The sequence below is a fragment of the Ruminococcus sp. 210702-SL.1.03 genome (genome assembly GCF_020559915.1).
In the GTDB taxonomy this organism is placed as follows: Bacteria; Bacillota; Clostridia; order Oscillospirales; family Ruminococcaceae; genus YE71.
In genome coordinates, this window is record NZ_JAJCLZ010000008.1 from 1 (window position 1) to 21,552 (window position 21,552).

Consider the following 21,552-nt stretch of genomic DNA (forward strand, 5'->3'; position numbering starts at 1 on the left):
TTAAGCTCATCTACGCCGAAAATACTTGCCTGGCAACGGGCTGGAAAGATAGGTAATCGCCGACACAAGAAAAGAGAAAGGTAAGCCCTTTCTCTTTTCACATATTCCTCAATAGCTCAGTCGGTAGAGCATGCGGCTGTTAACCGCAGGGTCGTTGGTTCGAGTCCAACTTGGGGAGCGCTAGTCCGTAAACATTTCGTTTGCGGACTTTTTTTATGGAGAATTTTATGTATCTTGAAAGGTCCTGATCTTTTATGAAGAAGAATAAGGTGTTTGCAGCTGTTTTCTGTATGCTGCTGATGATCTTTACGGGCGCTTCCGACGCGCTGCGCGGCGTTTTCCTGCCGCTTTTCCGCGACCATTTCGACCTCAGCCAGTCGCAGGCTTCCCGCATAATCATGATGAGCTACGTCGGCAACCTAATTTTCCTGCTAGTCGGCGGATATCTTGCTGACCGTCTGCCGCGCAAACGCTTCATCGCTGGTGTCATGCTGCTCTGGATGGGCGCGCTCGCGACCTACGTTTTCACCGATAATTACATCGTCCTGCTCTTTGCGATAATGTTCTCGCTCGGCGCTTCGACAATGCTTTCGACTACCGTGAACCTTATAACCCCCGCGCTTTTTGCCGCCCCCGCCTTCTTTGTCAATATCTTCAACTTCATTCAGGGCATAGGCATTACCGGTTCGCAGAATATCGGAGGCAGATTTTCTTCGAAAATGTCCTCGTGGCATGCCGCAAACGCGATAATTCTCGTCTGCGCTGCGGTCTGCTTGATACTTCTCTTCACCCTCAAGCTGCCCGACCCCGAACCGCATAGCCGCGGCGTTATTGAGAGCTACAAAATGGTGCTCAAAAACCCCGCCTGCAAATACCTCGTGCTGATCTGCGGCTGTTATTTCATCGCCGAGCACGGCCTGCAAAACTGGCTCACCTCCTACGGCAGTCAGTACCTAGGTTTTACAGTTTCCCGCTCGGCGATGTTCCTTTCTATCTTCTTTGGCGCTATGACGGTCGGCAGACTTATCCTCGCTCAGCCCGTCGAGAAAATGGGCGTTCTGCGCAGCCTTATCGTCTGCGGCGTGGCCGCTTCCGTGCTGTATACGGTCGGCATGGCGATGGAGCGCAAGGGTATATACCTTATCTGCGCAGCTGGCTTCGCGTTCTCGATACTTTACCCCACGATCGTTCTGCTTATCTGCGAGTTCTACGATTCGTCGCTCGCAGGCGCGGCTACGGGCTTCATGATCGCCGTTTCCACCCTTTTCGACATCGGGTTCAACGCCTTCTTCGGCTCGTTCGTGAGCGCCGTAGGCTACCGTATAGCGATGTTCGTCCTCCCCATCGCGACGATCGTTATGACCGCGATGCTGATAACTATGCACTTCAAATTCAGAACGAAAAAAGCATAAATAACAAAGACCTCGATCAAAAGTCGGGGTCTTATTTTTGTGCATTCGCAGCATATCATACGGGGCATATAAAAAGGGCTTCCCATTTCGGAAAGCCCTTTGATGTTTTATTTAATCGGCAATTAGTAGCTGATACCCTGCCACATCATTGCGTCAGCAACCTTCAGGAAGCCTGCGATGTTAGCGCCTGCAACCAGATCGCCTTCCTTGCCGTATTCCTTAGCAGCATTGTAAGAGTTGTGGAAGATGTTCTCCATGATGCCCTTCAGCTTGCTGTCAACTTCTTCAAATGTCCAGCTAAGTCTTTCGCTGTTCTGGCTCATTTCAAGAGCGGAGGTAGCTACGCCGCCTGCGTTTGCAGCCTTTGCAGGTCCAAAGAGGATTCCGGCAGCCTGCAGCTTTTCGATAGCCTCAGGAGTAGAAGGCATGTTAGCACCCTCTGCAACTGCCATAACGCCGTTAGCGATAAGAGCGTCAGCAGATTCGCCGTCCAGCTCGTTCTGAGTAGCGCAGGGAAGAGCGATGTCGCACTTGATGGTCCAAATTCCGTGGCAGCCCTCGGTGTAAGTAGCGGTAGGAACAGCATCAACGTATTCCTTGATTCTGCCGCGTCTAACTTCCTTGATCTCCTTAACTACGTCGAGCTTGATTCCGTCGGGATCGTAAACATAGCCGTTAGAGTCGGAAAGTGCAACTACCTTGGCGCCAAGCTGAGTAGCCTTTTCGGTAGCGTAGATAGCAACGTTGCCCGAACCGGAGATAACTACGGTCTTGCCCTCGAAGCTGTCGTTCTTCATGCACTTGAGCATCTCAGCGGTGTAGTAGCAAAGACCATAACCGGTAGCCTCAGTTCTTGCAAGCGAACCGCCGTAAGAAAGACCCTTACCGGTAAGTACGCCAACGAACTCGTTGCGAAGTCTCTTATACTGACCAAACATATAGCCAATCTCTCTTGCACCGGTACCGATGTCGCCTGCGGGAACGTCGGTGTCAGCGCCAATGTGCTTGGAAAGCTCAGTCATGAAGCTCTGGCAGAAGCGCATTACTTCTCCGTCAGACTTGCCCTTAGGGTCGAAGTCAGAACCGCCCTTGCCGCCGCCGATAGGAAGACCGGTAAGGCTGTTCTTGAAGATCTGCTCAAAGCCCAGGAACTTGATTACGGAAGCGCAAACAGAGGGGTGAAGTCTGATACCGCCCTTGTAAGGTCCGATAGCGGAGTTAAACTGTACTCTGAAACCGCGGTTTACCTGTACTTTGCCGTTGTCGTCTACCCAAGGCACGCGGAAAATGATCTGGCGCTCAGGCTCTACTATTCTGTCGATAACTCCTGCCTCTACGAGGTCAGGTCTGCGCTCTACAACGGGCTCGAGGGTCTCGAGGACCTCTTTTACAGCCTGAAGAAACTCGGATTCGCCGGGATTTCTCTTCTCGACCTTAGCGTACACGCCGGCAAGATATTCGTTCTTGAATTCCATTTTAAAATTCCTCCAACTTATAGATTATAGTAATTTTCGGGGCTGTTTCCTAAGCTTCAGCCCGACTCACTGCAATTATTATAGCACATTCAAAAAAATTTGTCAACGCTTTTTGAAAATTTTTTTTATAAAAATGCAAAAAAGCCGTCAAAAGGGGCAAAAAGACGGCTCAATCTGCAAGTTATACAGATTGAGCCGTCATTTTTTCTTGGGGGCAATACCGCGCAACTACCGCCTAGCGGCTTTGTGTACGCCTTGCTTGCGTTTTTGTGAAGCCAAAACAATTTTCCGTCATATCACCCAAAACCTCCTAGCTTAACGCGAGTTAAGCGTCGTCGGCTTTAGGTAATCTGACAAAAAATCTGACGGTTCAATTATAAATTGAACCACGCAATCTCGCACACAATAGTTGTGCGGTATTGCCCCTAGTTTCTATAAAAAGTAATTTTACTTGTCAGCGGTTTCCTCAGTGCAGACCGAAAGATATAGAAAGCGCGGAATCTATTTTCGACATCGCACCCTCGTCCAGCTCGCCCATGCGCTCTTTCAGGCGGCGCTTATCCAGCGTGCGTATCTGCTCCAGCAATACTATCGAGTCTTTCGCCAAGCCGCACTCTCCGCCGCCTACGGCTATGTGCGTCGGCAGCTTTGCCTTATCGTGGCGGCTGGTTATCGCGGCGGCTATCACCGTCGGCGAGTGGCGGTTGCCCACGTCGTTTTGAACTATAAGTACGGGGCGTATGCCGCCCTGCTCCGAGCCGACTACGGGGCTTAGGTCGGCGTAATATATCTCTCCTCTGTGTACGCTCATTTTTCGGCACTCCTTTTTTCGATCTACTGTTCGGGTGTAAAGTCCAAGCTTCTTTACCTATATTTTTCCCGCCGCTTTGCCATCTATGCAGTAGGCGCGGGTAAAATTTCAGCTTTGATACATTATATGAAAAGCACGAAAAATGTGTCGAAAAAGGCACAAAAAAACAGACGGCGCATTTTTGGTCTGCACCGTCTGAAAAAAATATCTTGTTTATTTGCTTATTCGATGGCCTGCTTCTGCTCTTCTCCGTTCTCGCTGACCTCTACCGTGCCGTATACCAGCTCTTTGAAAAGCTGTGCGTTCGCGTTAAAGTCTACTGAGAGCACGTCCATGCCGCTTATTACCTGATTTGTGAAGGTGTTGTCGGCGGGCACGCGCATTTCCTGAAGCTCGTAGTTGCGGTAATCGAGCATATCTAAAAGCAGCTGAGCAAGCTCGGTCTTTGTGACATTCGTTTTTATCTGCGGGAATATCTTGTTCGCAAGCTTATCCATCTCTACCAGCGAGAGGCTGCGTGATTTCTTTATCATCTGCTTGATCACCTTGCGCTGGCGCTCGGTGCGCTCGTAATCGGCGTTTCCGACGTGGCGCAGGCGCGCGTATGCAAGAGCCTGATTTCCGTTTAGGTGCAGCTTTCCGCCCTTCTTGATATAGTCAGTGCCCTTCTTGTTGCCGAGGAATTTGTTCTGCTCGTCGAGGGGGTTCTGCATACCTCTCGTGTTGTCGCCGTTCGGGTCAGCGTCGGGATAGCCGTTCGCTTCCTCGTCGGTAACTTTAAGGTCAAGACCGCCCAGCGTGTCAACTATGTCGATAAATACCTTGAAGTTTACAAGAACGTATCTGTCGATCTGTATGCCCAAGTAATCCTCGATGGTCTTTTGCGTAAGCTCTACGCCGCCGTGCCAGTACGCCGCGTTGATACGGGTCGAGTACCACCAGCCGTTTGCGTCCTGAAAGTTTACATAGCAGTCGCGCATTATAGATGTCATGGTGATGGTCTTGTCCTTAGTGTTTACGGAAATTATCATCATTACGTCGGTGTTGCCCGCCGTTTCGTTCTGAGTGTCGCGCAGGTCTTCGCCGATGAGCAGTATGTTCATTACTTCTGAGTTCGAGATCTTCTTGCCCTTTTCCGCGAGCTGCTTGCGCATCTTCTCGTCCTCAGCTTCTTTGTCGATGGTGTCCGCGCGGGAGAGGTCTACGTCTGAGTAGGTCATTGGTTTTGAATTGTTCACCTTAACTGCGTCGGTGTCCAGCAGGCTGTAATAGTGGTTGAAAAGCAGCACTACTATCAGCACTATGACGAGCAGCAGGGAAGCGATAAGCCCTATTACAGTAGCCACCTGCTTTTTGGTGAACTTGCCCTTTGCGGCGGGCTTTTCCGCCTTACCGCTCTTGTCAGGTTTGTCAGATTTGTCCGACTTAGCCGCTTCTGTTTTGGCAGCGGGCTTGCTTTTAGCCTTGTCCGCTTCGTGCCTATCGCTCTTTGGCGGCTTGGCGGGCGGCTTTTTTGCTTCCTGTTTTGGCTTTGCCGCAGGTTTCTGCTCCGCCTTAGGCTTATCGGGCTTATCTGTCGGCGGAATTTTCGCGGGGGAAGGCGCTTGCTTCTTTGGCGCTTCCGCAGGCTTTTTCTCAGCCTGAGTATTTTTATCTTTATCTTTATCTTTATTTTCGCTCTTGGCATTGCTTTGAGCGCTCTTTGTGTTCTGAGTGTCTTTATCTTTGCTGTTCTGAATGTCTTGCTGTTCCTTAGGCTTGGCAGTTTCGGCGGGCTTTTCTTCCGCAGACTTTCGCTTGCCGAAATCAATATCGGGCATACCCGAATTATCGGTCTTGCGCTTCATTTTGTCCATAGCTTTTGAGAGGTTCGGCGCTACTATCGTCTTTTCCTCCTCCGGCTCGGGCGGCTTTTCTGCGGCGTTTTTCTCTATGTTTCTTTTTGCCGAAGATATTAGGTCTGAAAGAGGCGGCTCTTTTCGGTACGGCTTATCAGCGCCGCTTTCGTTCGCGGCTGTGCCCTCTGCCTTTTCGCTGAATTTGTTTTCCGACATTCTTTAATACTCACCTCGCGTCTTTACAAAAAATTCGTTTCATCAAAACGCGCCCCGAAGTTTCAGTGGTTTACCCCGTGAAAGCAAATAAGGGCTGCATTTAGGCAATACTAATATTATATAACAAAAATAATAAAAATACAACTTGCATTTTTGACAAAATTCTTACGCGGCTGATACATCTTTTTAGAAATATAATAAATTTAATTTAAATTTGCTTTAAAAAACGCTTTTTCCAAAAAAAATTTGCCGAAATTTTCTCAAACCCCTTGCCTTTTGTAAAAAAATTTGTTATGATATATAATGAATGATTTTATTTTGAATAATATTTCGGAGGTCAAAAAAATTATGCCTACAAAGTATGTATTTGTTACCGGCGGCGTTGTTTCCGGACTTGGAAAAGGTATCACCGCTGCTTCTCTGGGCCGCCTGCTAAAGTGCCGCGGTTACAGCGTTACCATCCAGAAATTTGATCCTTATATCAATGTAGACCCGGGCACTATGTCGCCCTACCAGCACGGCGAAGTTTTCGTTACCGACGACGGCGCAGAGACCGACCTCGACCTTGGTCACTACGAGCGCTTTATCGACGAGAACCTCTCCATCGACTCTAACGTCACCACCGGTAAGATATACTGGAACGTGCTTAATAAGGAAAGACGCGGAGATTACCTCGGCTCTACCGTTCAGATAATCCCCCACATCACCAACGAGATAAAAGATAAGCTTTACCGCGTCGGCAAGCAGAGCAATACCGACGTAGTTATCACCGAGATCGGCGGCACTGTCGGCGATATTGAGTCTACCCCTTTCCTCGAGGCTATAAGACAGGCTTCTAAGGAAATGGGCAGGGGCAACAGCGTGTTTATCCACGTTTGCCTCGTGCCCTACATCTCCGGCTCTAAAGAGCTGAAATCAAAGCCCACCCAGCACTCGGTAAAAGAGCTGCTCTCTATGGGCATACAGCCGAATATCCTCGTTCTGCGCTCGGAAATGCCTATCCCCGAAGATATGACCGAAAAGATAGCCCTTTTCTGCAACGTGCACAAAGAGGACGTTATACAGAACCTCACTGCTCCTTCGCTTTACGAAGTGCCGATATGGCTGGAAAAAGAGGGTCTGGCGGACGTGGTCTGCGAGCACCTCGGTCTTGAAAAGCGCAAGCCCGACCTTACCAACTGGCTCGAGATGATCGACCGCGTAAACGGCTGCACTAAAGACGTTACCATAGGTCTGGTAGGCAAGTACGTTGAGCTTGAGGACGCTTACCTTTCCGTAGCCGAGGCTCTGCGTCACGGCGGCTTTGAGAACAGCGCAAACGTTCATATAAACTGGATACAGTCTGAGGACATAACCGCAGATAACGTGGCTGTAAAGCTTGTTGGCTGCGACGGAATAATCGTACCCGGCGGCTTTGGCGACAGAGGTATCGAGGGCATGATCGAGGCTATACGCTACGCGCGTGAGAACAAGATACCTATGTTCGGCATTTGCCTTGGTATGCAGATGTCTGTTATCGAGTACGCACGCCATGCGGCAGGTCTTGCGGGCGCTAACTCCACCGAGTTTGGCGAAACGCCTTACCCCGTTATCGACATCATGGACGATCAGAAGGACGTTACGGAAAAGGGCGGCACTATGCGCCTTGGTCTGTACCCCTGCAAGCTTACTCCCGGCAGCATTTCCGCTGAGGTCTACGGCGAGCCGCTTATCTACGAGCGCCACCGTCACCGCTGGGAGTTCAACAACGCTTTCCGCAAGCAGCTTACCGAGAACGGTCTGGTGCTGGCAGGTCTTTCGCCCGATGAAAAGCTGGTAGAGATAGTAGAGCTTCCGCGCGAGGTTCACCCTTGGTTCGTGGGCGTACAGTTCCACCCCGAGTTCAAGTCGCGTCCGAATAAGGCTCACAAGCTCTTTAAGGATTTCATCCGCGCTTCTGTTGCAAGCAAAGAGAGCAAGGAATAGTAATCAAAATAATTCAAGGCGGGGAGAGTTCGCGAGGACTTTCCCGCTTTTTTTAAGAAAGGTGGAGTTTGTATGCTGGGTGCGCTTGTTGGCGACGTTGCAGGCTCGTATTTTGCCGAGCACAAAACTTTCAGCCGCCGCGTAGAGCTTATACACGATGAAGCCGCTTTTACGCAAAATACCCTGCTCGCCGCCGCGCTCTGCGAGCTTTATTACTATACCGATAAGCCCGCGCAGACGCGTATAGAGCGCTTTTTTCGCGCGCGAGAGGTGGCGGGCGAGTACAAAAAATACGCCCTGCGCTTTACCGAAAAGCTGGGCGGCGTTGAGCTGGCATGGGCGAAACAGGCGGGCATGACGCGTGAGGTGAACATCACCGCTGCGGCGGCTGTTGCGGCTCTGCCATGCGCCTACGCCTTTGACGAGCCGGACGTTATCTTCGCGCAGGTGCAGCTTGCCTGCAAGTATCTTTTTAATTCCGACACCGCGCGCGATTGCGCTAAGGCGGCAGCGGCGGGCGTTTATCTGCTTAGGCACGGCTGCGAGAAAGAAGACCTCGCTGCGGCGGCTTCCGAGCTGAGCGGCTTTGCGCTTGAGGGCGACCTCGGCGAACTGGCGGACAAAATGACGACCGAATGCACCCCGCAGGACGTTATAAGCGCGGGCTTTGCGGCTTTCGCTTCGGCGGATAGTTTTGAGCTTGCGGTAAAGCGCGCCTGCACTCTCGGCACATATCCGCACATCAGCGCGGCGCTGGCGGGGGCTTTTGGCGAGATATATTACGGCGGCGTGCCCGAAAAGCTTTTGTATTTCGCCCGCGAAAAGACCGACCCTACTGTCCTTCGCCCGATAGAGCGCTTTTCGGAAAAATATGCGGCGCGGCGCATCGCGGATTGATTTTTACATCACTACAAATAATAAAAGCCTGCGGCTCATCGAGTACCGCAGGCTTTGTTGCTTTATGCGAAATTATTTGGTTTTAACGCTCTTTGCCGTGCTGAATGTTCCCTTGTAGCTTCTGCCCGCCTTGTCGGTAACGTAAGCTCTTACCTTTACCTTGTAGGTGGTCTTGGACTTCAGTCCCGTGATCTTGAAGCTTGTGTCGGAAGCGGAGGCTGTACCCGCGAGGGTGTATTTGCCGTTTTTGAGGATATATACTTCGTAGCCGCTGCACTTGGTGCTCTTCCATATGGGTCTGATCGAGGTCTTGCTGGCGGAAACCCTCTTTATGCTGACCTTAGCGGGCTTTGTAGCCGCGTAGATCTTTACAGCGCCGCTCCAGTAGGTCTTGCCGTCGCTCTTGGCGAAAGCTTTTACTTTGTAAGCGTACTTTTCGCCCGCTTTCAGCTTGCTGTCAACGTAGTCTGAAACAGTGCCGCTGCGCAGGGTAGCCGCAGTATTCCACTTCTTGGTCTTGCTGTTATATCTGTAAACCTTGTAGCCGTCAGCGCCCGGTACTGCTTCCCAGTAAATGTGGGTCTTAGCGGTGGTGGCGCTTACCTTGTTTACAGCCGCAGGGGTCTTTAGCGTGATGTTGAAATTCGCGCTGATCTGACCCTTGTAATTGCCTTTGAACTTAACGATAGCTGTTGCCGTGCCGACCTTATTGTTGTCGGTGTAAGTGAGGTCGTAATTTGAAGAGCCGATGACCTTAGCGCCCTGCTTTACAGTTACCTTAGGCTTTACAGCCGAGCCGCCGTATACCTGATCTGCAATAGGCTGGATAACGGCGTTTGTGAGCTGCTGTGCGTTTACCTTTACGGTAACTTCCATAGTCGCGCTCTTGTAAGCAGCGTTTTCGCTTGCGGTAACGGTTATCTTAGCCGTGCCCGCGCCCTTTACGGTAACGTTGCCCTTGCCGTCTACGGTGACCACTTTCTCGTTAGAGGACTTGTAGCTTAGCGCGCCGCCGCCCGAAACGGTCTTTGCGTTTAGCGCGAAAGCTTTGTCGCCGTAGGTCTTGGTGTAGGTCTTTGTGCCGCTGATGGTCTGAGTTTTCTTCTCTACTACGTCATCGTCGGCGGGTATGGAAACGTTTGTAACGCCCATAGCGTTCATTATAGCCTGAATAACGTTCGGGTCGCCCCACTTGCAGTTCTTGCGGTTTAAATGCCAGTGATTCTCGCTCTTCTGCGAGCCATTCTTGGCGTTATTGTCCCAAAGCACGCAGGGTACGGTATACTTCTTGGAAAGTCCGTAGTAGTACGAAGCCCACTGCTCGCGCGCCTCGTTGTTGTTCTTGTAAGAAATGCCCATCTCGCCGATGACTACGCCTATGCCCTTAGACATATACTTGTTGTTCAGCGTGCTGAAAATATTATCAAGCTCTTCCTTGCCGCTGTCGTCAAACTGGGTGTAGGTCGGGCTTGTGATGTTGCTGTTGTCGCCCAAACAGAGGTTGTAAGGATTGTAAGCGTGCACCGAAACGAGCAGCTTGTTGTCAGCCGTATCGTCAGGCAGCTTGTAGCCCACAGCGACAGCGCCGTTGAGCGAAGCCGAGTATCCGGGGCACATGATGTAGCGCTGCGAGTTGTTTCCGCCCGAAGCGCGGATGGTGTCAACTATCTCCTGATTGAAAGTATTGATAGTAGCTATCGAGTCGGCAGCCGCAGCGTTTGGATTATTAGGGTCGATCCACCATTCGTCGTTTGTGCCGACAAGGCGCGGCTCGTTGAGCGTTTCAAAAATAAGGTGGTCGTTGTAGTCCTTGAATTCTTCCGAGATCTGCGACCATACTGATGTTAAGAATTTCAGCGAAGCTTCCTTGTGCTTGCTGTCGGGGTAATAATAAATGGTCTGATCTTTCGCGTTGGAGTTGTCGTGGTGGATATTGAGTATAACGTACATACCGTCCTCGTAGGCGTAGTTTACTACTTCCTTTACGCGCGCCATCCACGCTGAGTCGATGGTGTACTCGCTGCCAGAAGTATGTTTGCCCCACGAAACGGGTATTCTTATAGTGTTAAAGCCCGCGTCGTGCACCGCGTCGATCATTTCCTTAGTGGTCTTGGGGTTGCCCCAGCATGTTTCAGAGCCTAAGCCCGTGCCTACAGCGTCGAGCGAGTTGCCGAGATTCCAGCCTGCACCCATGTTTTGGAGAAAAGTTTTGGTATCTCCGCTTACTTCAGCCGAAGCGGTAACGGGCAGCGCCGCCGATACGCTTGCGGTAACAGCCGCCGCCAGCAGAGCGCTCGCGCCGCGCTTTACGAAATTGCTTTTCATTTTGATTTGAACATTCCTTTCATAACTGATATTTTGAACTTTTGCGGATAATGATTATCCCATGTGATTATTTGAACATCTTTATTATATCATAATGTAATCGTTTTTGCAATAGCCCGAAAGCCATCTAAAACGTTTTCGATAAAATTTATTTTCGTTAGCCGAGCGCTACGTCAAGTATCATCATTATCAAAAAGCCCGCCATAGCGCCGAAAGTTCCCGCATGCGAGCCTTTCAGCTTCGCTTCGGGGATAAGCTCTTCCACCACCACATACAGCATAGCGCCCGCCGCGAAGCTCAGCAGCCAGGGCAAAAGCTGCACCGTAGCGCCCGCCATGAATACCGTGATAATGCCGAATATCGGCTCTACCAAGCCAGAGAGCGCGCCGCAGAGAAATGCCTTTTTGCGGCTCATGCCCGACTGCGCCAGCGGCAGCGAGATCGCCGCGCCTTCGGGAAAATTCTGTATGCCCATGCCTATGGCTAAGGCAACTGCGGCGGCGAGCAGCACGCGGGAATTATTCTGCGCCGCAAGCGCGAAAGCCACGCCCTCAGCCATGCCCTCAGGAATATTGTGCAGCGTTATCGCAAAGACGAGCATGGCGGAATGCCCCAAGCTTTTGCGAACGCCGCGCGGGCGGTCTTCGCCGGGATGAAAGGCAGGCAGCAGCTTATCAAGCGCCATGAGAAATGCCACGCCGAGCGAAAAGCCGCAGGCGGCGGGCACCCACCCTATCTTGCCCAGCTCCTCTGCCTTATCTATCGCGGGGATAAGCAAGCTCCAGACCGAAGCGGCTATCATCACGCCCGCCGCAAAGCCGAGAAAGCAGCGGTTCAAGCGTGCCGAAATGCCCCGCTTTCCGAATAGAAAAACCGTAGCCGCACCAAGCGCCGTCATCGAAAATGTGAAAGCCGTGCCCAGCGCCGCGTATAAAAGTCCGTTCATGTAAAAAAGCTCCTTGTCAAAAAACGTTTTTTAAAAAGTTTTATTAGCAGTATATGGCGCGGAAATATTTTTTGTGAAAAATCCGAATAAGCCGCGCCTTGCGTGTGCATAATAACCGTACAGACGGCGGGAAGCGCCGCAGATTTTTTTGAAAGGAATGGTAGAAGTATGCTGGATAGGATAGCGCTGCTGCTTACGATAATCGGCGGTATAAACTGGGGGCTGATAGGTATTTTTCAGTTTGACCTGGTAGCCTTTATTTTCGGCGGACAGGCGGCTGTTGTGAGCAGGATAATATATGTGCTGGTAGGGATCAGCGCGATATGGTGCATCTCCCTATTTTTCCGCGAGCAGGAGCTTATAGAAACCAACAGCTGACGCGCGAAAGACTGCGGGCGGCTGAGTGAGAGTCTGTAAATAAAAGAGCGCATCACCGCGATACTCGTTTTATCGGGCGTTGCAAATGCGGTGAAAAATTCTTTTATTTTCTCAGACTTTCTCTCAGCCGCCCGATATTTTTTTCGGCGGCAAAACGGTTTGACATTTCATGCGCTGTGTGTTATAATGTGCATGGGAGGTTTTGCGATATGAACTTAGATATGCTTAAAGAAGTTGGCGATATACTTGACGGACAGGTGAAAAAAGGCGAGGTAGTAGGCGGAGCGGTAGCCGTATTCAAAGACGGCGAGCAGATCTACCGCCACAACAGCGGCTTTGCCGACCGCGAGCGCGGAATACCTGTGCGCGACGACACTATTTACAGGATATATTCCATGACAAAGCCGATAACTGCGGCGGCTGTCATGATACTTTACGATAGGGGTCTTTTCAAGCTTGAGGACAAGCTGAGCGACTACATACCCGAATTTGCTCACCCTACGGTGCTTATGTCCGACGGCAGGGAAGTGCCTGCTGAGAGCGAGATAACGATTCGCCAAACGCTTGATATGACTTCTGGACTTTGCTACCCCGACCAGAGCTATCCTGCGGGCAGAAAGATGGAAGAAGTTTACAGTGAGATAGCGCGCGAATCTGACGCGGGCAAGAGGGTAGGCACGCTGGAGGTTATCCGCCGCGCCGCGAAAAGCCCTCTGGCGTATCAGCCGGGCGAAAAGTGGATGTACGGCATAGGCGCGGACGTTGCGGGCGCACTGGTAGAAGTGCTGACGGGCATGAGCTACCGCGAATATCTGAAAAAAGAGATATTTGAGCCGCTCGGCATGGCGGACACTGATTTCTATGTGCCGCAGGAGAAGATGGACAGATTTTCCGAGATGTACATTTATAATGAGGAGAGCAAGCAGCTTGAAACTATCCCTTGGCAGCATTTGGGCCTGCGCGGATTTTTCAAGGAGCTGCCCGCGTTTGAGTCGGGCGGAGCGGGCTTGGTATCCACCATCGACGACTACAAGAAGTTTGCGGACATGATGATGAACAGGGGCGTTTACGGCGGAAAGCGCATACTCAGCGAAGAAGCGGCAGACCTCATCACGCACAATAACCTCACCCCCTCGCAGGCGGAAACTTTCAACTGGGATCAGTGCAGGGGCTGCGGATACAGCATACTCAACCGCTGCGTTATCGACCTCGAAGCGGCGGGCGCGGGCAACTTGGGCGACTACGGCTGGGACGGCTGGCTGGGAAGCTACTACTCGAACGACCCGACCGACAAGGTAACGCTCATCTACATGATACAGCGCGCGGGCGGCTTCGGCTCGTGGCCATGCCTCAAGATGAAAGAGATGATCTACAAGGCTATAAAATAAAAATAAGGGAGGCTGCGGAAAATGCAGTCTCCCTTTTCGTATCATATTAGTAAAGTATATTTGCCTGCGGTGTTTAGACCTCGGCGATCTCTTCCTCTTCGCTGTTAGCTTTATCGGTCTGCACGTCGTTCGATATAACAGCGCCTGTCAAGTCAACCGCGAAATTTCCGGTGTCTCCGAAACGTATTAAAATGTCGTTGAGAGCTGAACGGGTGATCTGCGCACCTGTTAAGTCGATCGCTATATTTGCGGCATCGTCGTCTTTGCAGTTGATCTCTGCTTTTACCTCATCAAAAGTCATATCCTCAAGATCTGCGTAGGCGGAAAGCTCTTTAGGCGCATAAAGCGTTGCAGCAGCGTGCATAGCGATGAACACAAATCTGAAATCCTCGCAGCCGAAAGTGCTGAAAGGTATCTCGTACAGCCTAAGCATACCGTCATCGGTCTTTTTGCTGATAACGGGCTTATATCTGCTCTGCGCCAGATCATAAGCGTATCTGTTTTCGTAAGCTTCTTCGGTAAGTCTGCCATCGGGCATCGGCACTATCTCAAAGCGGGAAGTTTCATTGCCTGTATCGCAGTATCCGCCGACTATCACGAATCTGAACACATAGTCGGTATTTTTCTCAAGTTTTTTTTCGCAGCATATCTGCGTCCAATCCCAGTTCCAATTTCCAATGGAGTAGGCGATGGTGTTTTTGCCTTCGCTGTCTGTCACGAAAAATTTAGCTGTTACATTATTTTCGCAGGACTTATCTGCCTTAAAATCTCTTGCGTCAAAATTTATTACTTTACTCATATTTATAACCTCCGTAATATCTGCGGCGGGCTTATGAGTATCGGTTATTCTGATTTCACAGTCGCTGACATACTCTGCCCGACCGTTTTTCACGAGTCCCCGCGCCCTTTTCGGGTAGGTGACTCCAACTTTTTTGCCATTCAGGTCTGTAACAATAACGTTTTTTTCTATGGGTATCTCCCCCTTGCACAGAATATTTAGTTCCAAGCGGCGCTGTTATTTTCTATGGGTGCCGTCCCCTGCCTGCTTAAAGCAAGTGTAACACACGCCTGCGCTTTTGTCAACACCGAGAGAAAAGTTTTGTTATTCTCACAGTTTCGGCGGGGAGTTCTTAGCACATTTGCACAAGGCGCGGGCACGACTAAATATGCGATAATTTATATATGTCATATATTTTTATAAATAAAAAATATTTTTTTGAAAAAACGCTTGACAGAACGAATATTAAGTGATATAATATTAAAGTCGGTTGAGGACATACCTAAAACCACAGAAACTGAATAAATGCGGCAGTGCTGGAATAGGCAGACAGGCACGTTTGAGGGGCGTGTGTCTTCGACGTACGGGTTCAAGTCCCGTTTGCCGCACCAAAGGTTTTAAAAGCAGACGTTTTTATGGCGTCTGCTTTTTTGTTGTGCTATTTTGCCCACTTTTACACCCCTATCTAAAATATCCTGCATAAAAATCTACCTGACATAGCAGCATACTCTAAGTCGTATGATAAATGTATGATAAAAGCTCCCGAAACGGGGACTTTTTGCGTGGGTCTGCTCGAGCGCGGATATAATAATTAAACAGAAAAAGCAAGCCCCTGCGTCGTGAAAAAACGCAGGGGCTTATTGCGTGTGTTTTTACTTCTTGTGCGGCAGCTTTATCTCGGGCACGGCCAGGTTTTCAAAAACCACGCCGCTCTCTTCCTCAGCGTTCGTTTGCTCTTCGGCAGGCTCTTCATCTTCGCCTCCGTCGATATGTACTTCGGGGAATGCAAGATTTTCCGAAGCGTAGTTCAGCTTTTCTCTTTTCTTTCTTTTTCTGAAATTCATAAGCTCAGCTCCCTTAGTTGATAAAGTTGATAAATGCCGTTATAACAAGGCTGTTTATAAAGTCGGCGAACATACTGCCCACTATCGGCACAAGCATATACGCCTTTATCGAGGGCACGAATTTCTCAGTAAGCGCCTGCATATTCGCCATAGCGTTGGGCGTAGCGCCCATGCCGAAGCCGCAGGTGCCCGCCGCCAGCACCGCCGCGTCGTAATCTCTGCCCATCACGTTGTATACCAAAAAGTACGAGAACATAGCCATCAGCACCACCTGCGCCAGCAGAAGTATTATCATCGGAAGGGCAAGCTCCGCGAGCTGCCAAAGCTGTAAGGTTATCATGGCTATTCCGAGAAAGAGCGAAAGGCATATTCCGCCTATGTCGTTTATCTCGCCCATGTGTATGTGTATCTTTCCGCCGTACTCGCCGATGTTGCGCATAAAGGCTGCGGCTATCATAGAGCCGATGTATATCGGGAAAGTCATGCCCGTCATTGAGAGCAGCCATGAAAGTACAGTGCCTATGCCCATAGCTATCGCGAGCTGGTAAGCGGCGGGGGCATACATACTTACCGAGCGGTGGTGCTTCTGCTCGTCCTCCTCCAGTATAGATGGGTCTTCGGCAACTGCGGTCTTTAGCAGGTCGTGCTTCAGTATCAGCCGTCTGCCGATAGGGCCGCCCATAGTTGAGCCGATTATCAGACCGAATGTCGCCGCCGCCGTGCACACGGTAGTAGCGCCCTTTATGCCGAAATCCTCAAGTACCGTGCCGAATGCGCCCGATGTTCCGTGACCGCCTACCATAGGTATCGAGCCTGTGCACATACCTACCAGCGGGCTTATTCCCAGCAGCTTCGATATTCCCACCGCCACAAAATTCTGCGTGAATATCAGCACCACTAGGCATAGCAGGAATACCACAAGGCTCTTTCCGCCCGCTTTCAGCACTTTCAGGTTAGCCTGAAAGCCTACTGATGTAAAGAACATTACCATACATACCGTTTTCAGCGTTTCGTCAAACTGAAACTCTACTATGCCAAGCCCGTGCAGCAGGCAGGAGAGAAGCGCGAAAACTACTCCGCCTACCACCGGCGCGGGTATGCAGAAAGTTTCGAGAAACTTAATCTTCTTTTTCAGAAACCCGCCGAGATACAGTACGCCTACCGCTGCGGCGAGCGTCTGATACATATCTACATTAAGTGTTTTCAATATCTCAGTACCTCGCTTTCGTTAGTTATCATCGGCGTTTACCGAGATATTTATGCTCTTGTAATATTCCGCCGCGCCCTTGTGAAAAGCGCAGGGGAGCCCGCTGGTCGCGAAATCGCTGTTCGGCGCGGCAAGTCCCTGCTTCTCTATATCGCCGCTGTTTTCAAATATCGCGGCGGTCAGCTTTTTCACTGTCTGCGCGTCTGCTGAAGCGTCAGCTACCAGTACAGCCTTCACGCCTATGGTGGGCACGTCCTCGTTTATGCCGCTGTATGTGCCCGCCTTTATCTCGGTGCTGAAATATCCCTCGTAAAGGTTAGTCATGTATGCGGCAGTGCGCTCGTCCATCGGCAGCAGGCGTATAGATATATCCTCCGCAAGCTGCGAGATAACGTCGGCGGGCGCGCCAAGCACGGCGAAAAATGCGTCGATCTCGCCGTCTTTCAGCGCTTCGGCAGACTGCTGATAATTCATGTAGCAGGTATTTACCATGTTCATGCTGATACCTGCCGAGTTTAAGATGTACTCGGCGTTTTTCGCCACGCCCGAGCCGTCCTCGCCCAGCGAGATGCGCTTTTCAGCCAAGTCGGCTATGCTTTCTATGTCAGAGTCGGCGCGTACTACTATCTGAAAATCTTCCATATAAAGCGCCGCCACCGCCCGCACGTCTGAAACAGGGCTGCCCTTGAAATCGTCAGTGCCGTTCACCGCTTCCGAAAGCATATCGCTCTGCACGATAGCCATGTCGATAAAGCCGTCGTTCAGCAGGCGCAGGTTCGCCTGAGAGCCTGCGGTGTTTTTCACGATAACGTTCACGCCGCTTTCAAGCCCTGCAAAAGCGTTGCCGTACTTGCGGTATATTCCGCCATCGTTGCCTGTGCCGAGCTTTACGTTTTTACCGCATGAGCACAGCGAAAGGCATAGCGCCGCCGCAGCCGCCAAAGCCGCCGCTCTTGCCGCGCGTGCAGATCTTATCATATATCATCTTCCTTTCATCACATATATTACTATTATAATTGTACCATATTTGCGCGCCGACTGCAACGGCTTTTTTCAGAAATATTGATGTACATTCTTTTACCGGGCGGAAATGCCTGTACGGATATTTTTCTACTTTTTGCACGGCTGGGCGAACTTTTGCGTCGGCGCATTTGCATGATTTGACGAACGGCAAATTTGGCAGGCTTTTGCGGGTGATTTTTGCTGTACGAGTGCATAAATCTGCAATGAACAAAATAAGCGTGATTGTGCATATCGCATAAATCAGCAACAAAGATCTTATCGCACGAAAAATTTGCAAAATCGTATTTTGCGGCGTATAATTAAAGTATCAAAAATACTACTATTAAAATATGAAATGAGGAAATACACTATGAGCAAGCAGTATGAGCTTAACAAAAACCTCGCCCAGATGCTGAAGGGCGGCGTTATCATGGACGTTACCACCCCCGAGCAGGCAAAGATAGCCGAAGCGGCAGGCGCGTGCGCAGTTATGGCGCTTGAGCGTATACCAGCCGACATTCGCGCGGCAGGCGGCGTTTCCCGCATGAGCGACCCTAAGATGATAAAGGGCATACAGCAGGCGGTATCTATCCCCGTAATGGCGAAGTGCCGTATAGGTCATTTCGCTGAGGCGCAGATACTCGAAGCTATCGAGATCGACTACATCGACGAATCTGAGGTGCTCTCGCCCGCCGACGACGTTTACCATATCGACAAGAGAAAGTTTAAAGTGCCTTTCGTATGCGGCGCTAAAGATCTTGGCGAAGCGCTCCGCCGCATAAGCGAGGGTGCTTCCATGATACGCACAAAGGGCGAGCCGGGTACGGGCGACGTTGTGCAGGCAGTTACCCACATGAGAAAAATGCAGAGCGAGATGCGCAGACTCAGCTCGCTTTCAGAGGACGAGCTTTTTGAGGCCGCTAAGCAGCTTCGTTCGCCTTACGAGCTGGTAAAGTACGTTGCTGAAAACGGCAAGCTGCCGGTAGTAAACTTCGCAGCGGGCGGCGTAGCTACCCCTGCCGACGCGGCGCTTATGATGCAGCTGGGCGCTGAGGGTGTTTTCGTAGGCTCGGGCATATTCAAGTCGGGCAACCCCGAAAAGCGCGCTTCCGCCATAGTAAAGGCTGTTACCAACTACACCGACGCTAAGATGCTGGCTGAGTTTTCCGAAGATCTTGGCGAAGCTATGGTAGGCATCAACAAGGACGAGATAGAGCTGCTTATGGCAGAAAGAGGAAAGTAAAATGAGCGTTATAGCGGTACTTGCGCTGCAGGGCGCGTTTGCCGAGCATGAAAAAATGCTCGATCAGCTTGGCGCGGAGCATTTCGAGATACGCCAGCTTGCAGATATAGACCGCAGCTTCGACGGGCTGATAATACCCGGCGGCGAGAGCACGGTGCAGGGCAAACTGCTGAGAGATCTGGGGCTTTTCGAGCCGCTGAACAAGCTGATAAGCGGCGGTCTGCCTATATTCGGCACCTGCGCAGGCATGATACTTTTGGCAGATAAGCTCGAAAATGACAGCGAGCACTATTTCAGCGCCATGCCCATGACGGTAAAGCGCAACGCCTACGGCAGACAGCTAGGCAGCTTTTACACCGAGAGCGAGTTTGCGGGCAGCGTGATACCCATGACGTTTATCCGCGCGCCGTACATAGCGGACATCGGCGGCTGCGAAAAACTGGCTGAGGTAGACGGCAAAGCGGCAGCGGCGCGGTACAAAAACTGCCTTGCGGCGGCTTTTCATCCTGAGCTGAACGAAGACCTTACGGTACACAAGTATTTTCTCGACATGGTGGCGGGCAAGGTCTGAAAAATTGCAGATATTAAAGAGGACTGAGTGTGCATAGCGCTCAGTCCTCTTTTTGGTTTTTATTCCGGTTGAACCGTAAGCTGATTAACAAAAGAACAGGTCTTTACTGTTTACTGTTTACTGAACGTGTAAGATCATTGCTCAAATATGCAAGCGTACTTTGGGTTTTCTGTGAGCAGCTTTTTTTCCTCCTCCGGAAAAGAAGCTACAGTTTTTTTCAAAAAGCTCGGCTCGCATACAGTTACTTTATGACCTGAAGGATCTACAGATCTCAACAGCGATGAAGTAAAATGCTCATCGCTATTCCCATCATTTGTGCTCTCGTCATTCCGTTCTTCCCATTTTCTGATTTTCCCGTTTTTCCACTGTTCAAATTTTATATATTGCTCAAACGCTGAATCAAAACAGCCCATTGCGGCTTCATGATCTCCGATATTATTTGCGATCTTTACACATTCCATATCTATAAAACATAAGTCGCTGTGAAATCCGTAACATTCAGTACCCAGTATTTTCTCAAACAACTTTCGAGTCAATAAAAGAAGCTCTAGTCCGTCCCGACTATTATTCAATTCATCATTACACACTATCGCTTCGTCCAGTGATTTTTGAAAAGCATGAAGCAGTTCCAGCACTGCGTTCCCGCGATATTGTTCAGCCCTTTTATAATCATTTATGCTGCCGATGCTTCCCAAGTTGCCCAGCAAAACTTGTCTGCACAATTCAAGGTCGGGCTGTTCTGACGCTTTCTGCTCGGCTTTTTCATATTTACCAAGGCTGGAATATACGGATAATAACGGAATGATACACGATCGGTCATGCGGCAATAATTCCTCATACAGTTTAGCGGCTTCCTCCCAAAATATATTCGGCAGTTCGCCTTTGTTCTTCCATCCTTGCTTATGTAAGGCACAGGCAAGCTTCGTCTTAAAGTCCGCTCTGTCCGGAAACTCTTCGAGCCCTCTGCGCATTAGTGCGATACACTCGGTCATATCATCGCTATTATTTAGCATCTGCTGAGCCTCATCATTATATCTCTGAATTATTTTGTTCCTGTCATTGTTATAGCCAAACAACTCATCGATCGATATATGAAAATAGTTGGCGATAGATGGTATCATCTCCATATCCGGATAACCGCCATTTGCTTCCCACCTTGAAACGGCTTGCGGCGTAACGCCTAAAGCATTTGCCAGATCCTCTTGTTTTCTTCCCGTCGCCTTTCGCAGATCTTTTATTTTCTCACCAATTTTCACTTGCATTTTAATACCTCCGTATTATTTTATCACCGGTGTACGTTAATTATAGCATAGAGGTAAACCCAAGTCAATTATCAATTCGTTGTTTCATGCTAAACGGAGCGTTGTTTAAAAAAACGTCCAAGCGGGCACTATCCCACTTGGACGCATCGGAATTTTCAATGCTAGCTATCTAGGTATGGGTGTTAGATAAAACGGGATTTATCTATTCCTCATCTTCATTAAGACCTTGTTCATTACATATTTGTTCAGCCTCAATATCTTCGGCAGTGACTTTTCCTATAATATCCCTATAGGCTTCTTTTATTCCATTTTTGACAGCCCACTTAATTATAAAATATAATGCAAGTATAACGATCAGTGCTGTGCCAAAACTAATTCCTAATTCTTCAAACATTTCATTACCTCTCCAAATTACGATCTATCGAGCAATACTGCCCCTTTGCTCTTTTCCCCATTATACCACACCGCGCCGAAATTTTCAATGCTATATATCGGTATGGCTATTAGATAAATCGGAATGTATATTGATCTTCCCAAAAACAAATGATAATGCTAATGACAAAGACGTTATCAAAAAGTATGCTGCTATTATTTTTAGCCGGCTTTCATGAACAAGTAAACATACTGCTGAAAAAACAACGTTTAATAAAAATGTAATGCCGAACCAGAGCGACCGGCTATTGGTCGTAGCTGATTTTGTATACTTTCGGATACAAAATCCGGTTCCGACAACAAGTGTGATACAGAATAGTGAGACAGCACAAGAGATCATTA

19 protein-coding genes and 2 tRNA genes are annotated in these 21,552 nt (G+C 49.8%); 9 read left to right on the top strand and 12 right to left on the bottom strand.

Translation table 11 applies throughout. The features are described 5' to 3' along the window. Positions 1-105: 105 nt before the first annotated feature. Both LI114_RS05815 and LI114_RS05820 read left to right on the top strand, forming a co-directional pair. Positions 106-178, top strand: a tRNA-Asn gene (locus LI114_RS05815). A 76-nt stretch (positions 179-254) separates the two neighbouring features. Beyond that, on the top strand, positions 255-1,412 hold the full coding sequence (locus LI114_RS05820) for an MFS transporter (protein WP_227219861.1): 1,158 nt from the start codon (positions 255-257) through the stop codon (positions 1,410-1,412). Positions 1,413-1,534: 122 nt separating this feature from the next. Here the strand turns inward: LI114_RS05820 and gdhA are convergent, their stop codons facing one another. The 3 genes from gdhA to LI114_RS05835 form a co-directional block, all read right to left on the bottom strand. Beyond that, on the bottom strand, positions 1,535-2,887 hold the full coding sequence (gene gdhA, locus LI114_RS05825; protein ID WP_227219862.1) for an NADP-specific glutamate dehydrogenase: 1,353 nt from the start codon (positions 2,885-2,887) through the stop codon (positions 1,535-1,537). Between the two features lie 466 nt (positions 2,888-3,353). Then, a complete protein-coding gene (locus LI114_RS05830; protein WP_022127030.1) occupies positions 3,354-3,698 on the bottom strand; it encodes a type II toxin-antitoxin system PemK/MazF family toxin in 345 nt (114 codons plus the stop codon). Between the two features lie 221 nt (positions 3,699-3,919). Next, positions 3,920-5,752, bottom strand: a complete 1,833-nt coding sequence (locus LI114_RS05835) for an LCP family protein (protein ID WP_227219863.1) — start codon at positions 5,750-5,752, stop codon at positions 3,920-3,922. Positions 5,753-6,100: 348 nt separating this feature from the next. Between LI114_RS05835 and LI114_RS05840 the strand changes: the two genes are divergently transcribed. After that, positions 6,101-7,717 (top strand): CTP synthase, encoded by a 1,617-nt coding sequence (locus LI114_RS05840; RefSeq protein ID WP_227219864.1) that lies wholly within the window; start codon positions 6,101-6,103, stop codon positions 7,715-7,717. Positions 7,718-7,789: 72 nt separating this feature from the next. Beyond that, positions 7,790-8,614 (top strand): hypothetical protein, encoded by an 825-nt coding sequence (locus LI114_RS05845; protein ID WP_227219865.1) that lies wholly within the window; start codon positions 7,790-7,792, stop codon positions 8,612-8,614. A 72-nt stretch (positions 8,615-8,686) separates the two neighbouring features. Here the strand turns inward: LI114_RS05845 and LI114_RS05850 are convergent, their stop codons facing one another. Then, positions 8,687-10,939 carry a cellulase family glycosylhydrolase gene (locus LI114_RS05850; protein WP_227219866.1) on the bottom strand — a complete coding sequence of 751 codons (2,253 nt, stop codon included), beginning with the start codon at positions 10,937-10,939 and terminating at the stop codon, positions 8,687-8,689. 157 nt (positions 10,940-11,096) lie between these two features. Continuing rightward, positions 11,097-11,885 carry a ZIP family metal transporter gene (locus tag LI114_RS05855; RefSeq protein ID WP_227219867.1) on the bottom strand — a complete coding sequence of 263 codons (789 nt, stop codon included), beginning with the start codon at positions 11,883-11,885 and terminating at the stop codon, positions 11,097-11,099. Positions 11,886-12,053: 168 nt separating this feature from the next. Between LI114_RS05855 and LI114_RS05860 the strand changes: the two genes are divergently transcribed. Continuing rightward, positions 12,054-12,263 (top strand): DUF378 domain-containing protein, encoded by a 210-nt coding sequence (locus LI114_RS05860; protein WP_022127036.1) that lies wholly within the window; start codon positions 12,054-12,056, stop codon positions 12,261-12,263. A gap of 209 nt (positions 12,264-12,472) precedes the next feature. Then, positions 12,473-13,651, top strand: a complete 1,179-nt coding sequence (locus LI114_RS05865; protein ID WP_227219868.1) for a serine hydrolase domain-containing protein — start codon at positions 12,473-12,475, stop codon at positions 13,649-13,651. Between the two features lie 73 nt (positions 13,652-13,724). Here the strand turns inward: LI114_RS05865 and LI114_RS05870 are convergent, their stop codons facing one another. Continuing rightward, positions 13,725-14,450, bottom strand: coding sequence for a hypothetical protein (locus LI114_RS05870; RefSeq protein ID WP_227219869.1), 726 nt, complete (start codon positions 14,448-14,450; stop codon positions 13,725-13,727). 506 nt (positions 14,451-14,956) lie between these two features. On the opposite strand from LI114_RS05870, the gene LI114_RS05875 reads away from it, so the two are divergent. Further along, a tRNA-Leu gene (locus tag LI114_RS05875) sits at positions 14,957-15,040 on the top strand. 261 nt (positions 15,041-15,301) lie between these two features. On the opposite strand, the gene LI114_RS05880 is transcribed toward LI114_RS05875, so the two are convergent. From LI114_RS05880 to LI114_RS05895, 4 genes are read right to left on the bottom strand one after another with little or no spacing between them, the layout of a single operon-like run. Beyond that, on the bottom strand, positions 15,302-15,493 hold the full coding sequence (locus LI114_RS05880; RefSeq protein WP_227219870.1) for a hypothetical protein: 192 nt from the start codon (positions 15,491-15,493) through the stop codon (positions 15,302-15,304). A gap of 13 nt (positions 15,494-15,506) precedes the next feature. Next, positions 15,507-16,679, bottom strand: coding sequence for a sodium/glutamate symporter (gltS, locus tag LI114_RS05885; protein WP_227219944.1), 1,173 nt, complete (start codon positions 16,677-16,679; stop codon positions 15,507-15,509). Positions 16,680-16,721: 42 nt separating this feature from the next. Further along, positions 16,722-17,678, bottom strand: a complete 957-nt coding sequence (locus LI114_RS05890; protein WP_227219871.1) for a TAXI family TRAP transporter solute-binding subunit — start codon at positions 17,676-17,678, stop codon at positions 16,722-16,724. Next, positions 17,596-17,823: a hypothetical protein gene (locus LI114_RS05895; protein WP_227219872.1), complete on the bottom strand. Its 228-nt coding sequence runs from the start codon at positions 17,821-17,823 to the stop codon at positions 17,596-17,598. Before LI114_RS05895 ends, LI114_RS05890 begins: the two co-directional genes overlap by 83 nt. Positions 17,824-18,072: 249 nt before the next feature. On the opposite strand from LI114_RS05895, the gene pdxS reads away from it, so the two are divergent. Then, entirely contained in the window at positions 18,073-18,945 is an 873-nt protein-coding gene (gene pdxS / locus LI114_RS05900; protein ID WP_227219873.1) for a pyridoxal 5'-phosphate synthase lyase subunit PdxS, read from the top strand. A 1-nt stretch (position 18,946) separates the two neighbouring features. Next, positions 18,947-19,516 carry a pyridoxal 5'-phosphate synthase glutaminase subunit PdxT gene (pdxT, locus tag LI114_RS05905; protein WP_227219874.1) on the top strand — a complete coding sequence of 190 codons (570 nt, stop codon included), beginning with the start codon at positions 18,947-18,949 and terminating at the stop codon, positions 19,514-19,516. A 134-nt stretch (positions 19,517-19,650) separates the two neighbouring features. On the opposite strand, the gene LI114_RS05910 is transcribed toward pdxT, so the two are convergent. Both LI114_RS05910 and LI114_RS05915 read right to left on the bottom strand, forming a co-directional pair. After that, positions 19,651-20,778, bottom strand: coding sequence for a helix-turn-helix domain-containing protein (locus tag LI114_RS05910; RefSeq protein ID WP_227219875.1), 1,128 nt, complete (start codon positions 20,776-20,778; stop codon positions 19,651-19,653). A 202-nt stretch (positions 20,779-20,980) separates the two neighbouring features. Beyond that, positions 20,981-21,172 carry a DUF6019 family protein gene (locus LI114_RS05915; protein ID WP_227219876.1) on the bottom strand — a complete coding sequence of 64 codons (192 nt, stop codon included), beginning with the start codon at positions 21,170-21,172 and terminating at the stop codon, positions 20,981-20,983. Between the last annotated feature and the right edge of the window lie 380 nt (positions 21,173-21,552).

Excerpts from the sequence above, each read along its gene's own strand:
- LI114_RS05820 (WP_227219861.1), top strand. The coding sequence starts at position 255 with ATGAAGAAGAATAAGGTGTTTGCAGCTGTTTTCTGTATGCTGCTGATG.
- gdhA (WP_227219862.1), bottom strand. The coding sequence starts at position 2,887 with ATGGAATTCAAGAACGAATATCTTGCCGGCGTGTACGCTAAGGTCGAG.
- LI114_RS05830 (WP_022127030.1), bottom strand. The coding sequence starts at position 3,698 with ATGAGCGTACACAGAGGAGAGATATATTACGCCGACCTAAGCCCCGTA.
- LI114_RS05835 (WP_227219863.1), bottom strand. The coding sequence starts at position 5,752 with ATGTCGGAAAACAAATTCAGCGAAAAGGCAGAGGGCACAGCCGCGAAC.
- LI114_RS05840 (WP_227219864.1), top strand. The coding sequence starts at position 6,101 with ATGCCTACAAAGTATGTATTTGTTACCGGCGGCGTTGTTTCCGGACTT.
- LI114_RS05845 (WP_227219865.1), top strand. The coding sequence starts at position 7,790 with ATGCTGGGTGCGCTTGTTGGCGACGTTGCAGGCTCGTATTTTGCCGAG.
- LI114_RS05850 (WP_227219866.1), bottom strand. The coding sequence starts at position 10,939 with ATGAAAAGCAATTTCGTAAAGCGCGGCGCGAGCGCTCTGCTGGCGGCG.
- LI114_RS05855 (WP_227219867.1), bottom strand. The coding sequence starts at position 11,885 with ATGAACGGACTTTTATACGCGGCGCTGGGCACGGCTTTCACATTTTCG.
- LI114_RS05860 (WP_022127036.1), top strand. The coding sequence starts at position 12,054 with ATGCTGGATAGGATAGCGCTGCTGCTTACGATAATCGGCGGTATAAAC.
- LI114_RS05865 (WP_227219868.1), top strand. The coding sequence starts at position 12,473 with ATGAACTTAGATATGCTTAAAGAAGTTGGCGATATACTTGACGGACAG.
- LI114_RS05870 (WP_227219869.1), bottom strand. The coding sequence starts at position 14,450 with ATGAGTAAAGTAATAAATTTTGACGCAAGAGATTTTAAGGCAGATAAG.
- LI114_RS05880 (WP_227219870.1), bottom strand. The coding sequence starts at position 15,493 with ATGAATTTCAGAAAAAGAAAGAAAAGAGAAAAGCTGAACTACGCTTCG.
- gltS (WP_227219944.1), bottom strand. The coding sequence starts at position 16,679 with ATGTATCAGACGCTCGCCGCAGCGGTAGGCGTACTGTATCTCGGCGGG.
- LI114_RS05890 (WP_227219871.1), bottom strand. The coding sequence starts at position 17,678 with ATGATAAGATCTGCACGCGCGGCAAGAGCGGCGGCTTTGGCGGCTGCG.
- pdxS (WP_227219873.1), top strand. The coding sequence starts at position 18,073 with ATGAGCAAGCAGTATGAGCTTAACAAAAACCTCGCCCAGATGCTGAAG.
- pdxT (WP_227219874.1), top strand. The coding sequence starts at position 18,947 with ATGAGCGTTATAGCGGTACTTGCGCTGCAGGGCGCGTTTGCCGAGCAT.
- LI114_RS05910 (WP_227219875.1), bottom strand. The coding sequence starts at position 20,778 with ATGCAAGTGAAAATTGGTGAGAAAATAAAAGATCTGCGAAAGGCGACG.
- LI114_RS05915 (WP_227219876.1), bottom strand. The coding sequence starts at position 21,172 with ATGTTTGAAGAATTAGGAATTAGTTTTGGCACAGCACTGATCGTTATA.